Origin of the sequence: uncultured Olegusella sp. (assembly GCF_947253395.1) — a bacterium.
Classification (GTDB): Bacteria; Actinomycetota; Coriobacteriia; order Coriobacteriales; family Atopobiaceae; genus Olegusella.
Map to the genome: position 1 here is coordinate 1 of NZ_CAMXYY010000122.1, position 4,035 is coordinate 4,035.

The 4,035-nt window shown below is 51.1% G+C and carries 3 protein-coding genes and 1 pseudogene; 2 read left to right on the forward strand and 2 right to left on the reverse strand.

Annotated elements, in window-relative coordinates; all coding sequences use genetic code 11:
* Positions 1–62: 62 nt before the first annotated feature.
* Together Q0X25_RS07600 and Q0X25_RS07605 are read left to right on the forward strand one after the other, a co-directional pair.
* Positions 63–503 (forward strand): annotated as a pseudogene (locus Q0X25_RS07600) (amidohydrolase family protein); the annotation flags it as partial.
* Between the two features lie 58 nt (positions 504–561).
* The gene (locus Q0X25_RS07605; RefSeq protein ID WP_298580787.1) at positions 562–1,824 is read left to right on the forward strand and encodes an adenosylhomocysteinase; all 1,263 of its coding nucleotides are present in this window, start codon (positions 562–564) and stop codon (positions 1,822–1,824) included.
* Positions 1,825–1,901: 77 nt separating this feature from the next.
* Here Q0X25_RS07605 and Q0X25_RS07610 read toward each other — a convergent pair whose 3' ends face one another.
* Positions 1,902–3,245: an amidohydrolase family protein gene (locus tag Q0X25_RS07610; protein WP_298580789.1), complete on the reverse strand. Its 1,344-nt coding sequence runs from the start codon at positions 3,243–3,245 to the stop codon at positions 1,902–1,904.
* Positions 3,246–3,312: 67 nt separating this feature from the next.
* A partial coding sequence (locus tag Q0X25_RS07615) for an NAD(P)-dependent oxidoreductase (RefSeq protein WP_298580791.1) occupies positions 3,313–4,035 on the reverse strand: 723 nt, incomplete at its 5' end.

Consider the following 4,035-nt stretch of genomic DNA (forward strand, 5'->3'; position numbering starts at 1 on the left):
TACACCCATAAGGTTTCGTCGGCAGCGTCAGATGTGTATAAGAGACAGGCAATGGCTTTGCACCGGTGCCCGAACTCATGGCAGCAGGTGTAAATGTGTGCCTCGGCACCGATGGTCCTGCTTCCAACAATGCACAGAATATGTTTCGTGAAATGGGGCTGTTTGCTTTGATACATAAGGGAACCCATAACAGCTCCACCTGCGTCACCGCAGCAGACACCTTGCGCGCAGCAACGAGCAATGGCGCCCGCGCACTCACGCTGAACTGCGGCGAAATCTCTGTCGGCCGCAAAGCAGATCTGGCATTGCTGCGGCTCGATCTACCCTCTATGATTCCTGCTACTAATCTTCCTGCCGCACTTGCCTATTCGGCAAACGGTTCTGAGGTAGAAAGCGTCATTATTGATGGTAAATTTGTCATGGATCACGGAGAATTACTCACTATCGACGAAGAGCGAGTCCGCGCAGAAATCACGCGTATTTGTCATCGTCTCAACCTCTAGCTAGATCAATTTTGTAAGAGTGTGTAAAAAGCACTGCGCTATGTAACGGAGGATAGGTATGCCAGCCAACAAAAGTGTTATCAGGGACATTAAGCTTGCTGATTCTGGATTGCTCAAGATTGATTGGGTAAGACGCAATTGCCCTCTGCTTACCATGCTGAAGGAAGAATTCGAGCAGACCAAGCCATTTGCTGGCAAAAAAATTGCCCTATCCATTCATCTCGAAGCAAAGACAGCTTATCTTTGCCTTGTACTCGCAGCTGGCGGGGCAGAAATGTATGTTACAGGCTCCAATCCACTCTCTACCCAAGATGATGTCGCTGCCGCATTAGTACATGAGGGTCTTGAGGTACATGCTATCCACGGTGCAACATCCGAAGAGTATGCTGCTGGTACTCATGCCGTGCTCGCCGCTGGCCCCGATCTTATCATTGATGATGGTGGCGACTTGGTTTATCTCATGCATACCGATCCAGAGCTGCAAAAACTTATCCCTCATGTCATTGGTGGCTGCGAGGAAACGACAACGGGAATCATCCGCCTAGAAGCTATGAACCGCGAGGGCAAGCTACGCTTCCCCATGGTGCGCGTTAACAATGCCATGATGAAGCACTTCTTTGACAATCGCTATGGCACAGGCCAGTCGGTGTGGGATGGCATTGATCGCACTACCAATCTTGTTGTTGCTGGCAAGACCGCTGTTGTCGCAGGCTATGGCTGGTGTGGCAAGGGAGTTGCCATGCGTGCTAAAGGTCTTGGAGCTCGTGTCATCGTTACAGAAATCGATCCTGTCAAGGCAATTGAAGCGGTGATGGATGGCTTTGACGTGATGCCTATGGCAGAAGCTGCGCCTTTGGGTGACTTCTTTATCACGGTGACCGGTTGCAACAAGGTCATCGATGAGGAAGATTTCCTCCTGATGCATGAGGGTGCCATCCTATGTAACGCTGGCCACTTTGATGTCGAGGTTGACATGGAGGGCCTACACAAGCTTGCCGTGGAATCCAAGCTTATGCGTGAAAACATCATGGGTTACAAACTGCCTAATGGTATCTGGATTTATGTTCTTGGCGAGGGTCGCTTGGTCAACCTTGCTTGCGGCGATGGGCACCCTGCAGAAATTATGGATATGTCCTTTGCCATTCAAGCGCTTTCTGCAAAGTACCTGGTTGAACATCAAGGTGAGTTTGATGAGTTGCTCATGGATGTTCCCACAGACGTTGACTTGGAGACTGCTCGTAAAAAACTCGCTTTTATGGGTAAAAACATCGATGTCCTTACACCCGAGCAAGAGCACTACCTCAACGATTCCGACGTGTAAAAGCGTGAGAATAAACCGTACAAAAGCAGGTGAGCCCTTAGGCTTACCTGCTTTTTTGCAAAAAGCAACGCTTCCTACTACCAGATACGATTGTGGACAAGCCTGCCAGACAACAGTGTTGCACGACAGCTGCCCGCACCTTTGAGGACAAAATAATCGAGCGTTTCTTCAACACCCATAGGCGTGCTAACGTCAATGGGTATATCAAAGAAAGCGAGGTCGGCAAGGGCTCCAGGGTTAATCTGACCAATACGATCGGGACCACAATTGAGCCCCATCGACTCAGCCCCGCCCAAGGTCAGCGCACGAATAATGCGGTGTGATAAATCATCGCGATCATAGCCCTGCTCAACTGCAAGCCTATAAACCTCTGCTGCATCATCCAAAACATCCAAAGAAGGACAGCTCGACAAAGAGTCAGTACCAATTGCGATGGGATTGCCTTCTTCAAGATAGCGAGCAACCGGCGCATCACGCACGGTACACGTCACACGATTTGAGCGTGGACACAAAGCAACGCTTACGCCACGCTGCCGCAAGATACGCCTATCCTCACGCGACGCATATACCCCATGCGCGATATGCACATCTGGTCCTAGCACACCCAGCTGATCAACAAACTGGATTGCACTTGCCTCAAACCCAGCCGCATGGAGAGCAAGGTAGTCGTCCCAGTTTTTGTCACTCCATGCATACGAGGTAAGATTTGAGAGCCTTGAGGGAAACGCTCCACCCTCAATAGGAGTTTCTCCCAAATGAATATGTAAGCGCATACCAAGACCACGCGCGATATCAGGCAGATCAAGTAAGGGGCCTGAACCTAATGAATAAGGCGCATGGGGACTGATACCCAAACGAATATCTCGGTTGCGCCCAGCTTCTGCCAGCTGATTGATGAGCGTACGCGCGCCCTCACGCGACCAAGCCTCATTTTCCCAATCCATAACTTCCCAGTACGCAATACCGTGCATGCCATGACTACCGAGCGCACTCACCGCTTCGATATCAGAGACCACATCAGCTGCTGACGTTGCACCTGATTCGAGGAGCTGACGCGCGCCATCGTATGCCCAGCATTTCCAAGGTTTCTCTTCGGGCGCATCGTACACCTCATCAAAAGCTAGTTCCCATGCGCGGAAACTGTCATAACTCTTTTTTCCCACCGAAGACATGCCTGTGTACTGCAAATGCGTATGAGCGTTTACAAGACCCGGCAACAACAGGCCGTCAAAATGTCGCTCAAACATCCCTTGCAGAGCCTGTGCATCCAGCTCTTCGTGCAGCACCTCAAGCACCCAAGAGCGTGTGCCCACATGCAAAACCCGCTCCCCACGTACCGCTACAGCACCATTGACGATAACCGGCATCGATATAGGTACAACCAGGGGAGCTGAATATACAATAACTTGTTGGCTCTGCATGCTTGCCTCCTTGGCGGCAAATTTGGTCGCACAATTTGCTTACACAATAGCGCTTCAGACATCTAGCCTAGGCATCCGAAAAACGTGTAAGTCTCCAATCCGGCACGGTATCACTCTTTTGCCCCATTTGTCGCGCAGAAGCCCCACGAGCAGCAAGGGCAAGCCGAGCTATATGACTCTCATCATCCTTGCCAAGACGCAATAGTTTGGCAGGAAGCTCTCCCTTATGCTTTGCAAGATATGCTATCGCTGCCACTTGCACAGCCAAACTCAGATCCATCACCTCAATCGGATTGCCCCCACCAGCGGTGTAATTTACCCCATCACCATGGGCAAGCAAGCGGAGTGTTGGGCCATCGGGAACTTGCAGCTCACAAATGGCATTTGTGTCTACATCGCCTAGTGCATCGGCGGGCAGATCGTCTAGGGCAAGCTCATGAGCAATGCCGCCTATCACTGCTAGGATTGTATTGTCTCGTAGCAGTTTCATCTCCTCTATCGATATGGTATGGCGAACGCCCGTTGCAGACACAACCACATCAGCACCTGCAAATGCTTCTGCAATATCGGCAACGTTAAAACCATCAAAACGTGCTCGCAAAGCAACCGCAGGGTCGCTATCCACGATACAGACATCCGCCCCCAACGTACGAATACGCCGTGCAAACCCTTCGCCCACAGGCCCATAGCCAATAACCACTACCTCTGCGGCGGCAAAACAGTTCCATCCAAGCAGAGCCTGCATGCTTGTCACACAGGTTTCACCTGTACCATGCCGATTGTCAAAGCC

Coding starts and splice junctions, on each gene's coding strand:
- Q0X25_RS07610 (WP_298580789.1), bottom strand. CDS start 3,245: ATGCAGAGCCAACAAGTTATTGTATATTCAGCTCCCCTGGTTGTACCT.
- Q0X25_RS07605 (WP_298580787.1), top strand. CDS start 562: ATGCCAGCCAACAAAAGTGTTATCAGGGACATTAAGCTTGCTGATTCT.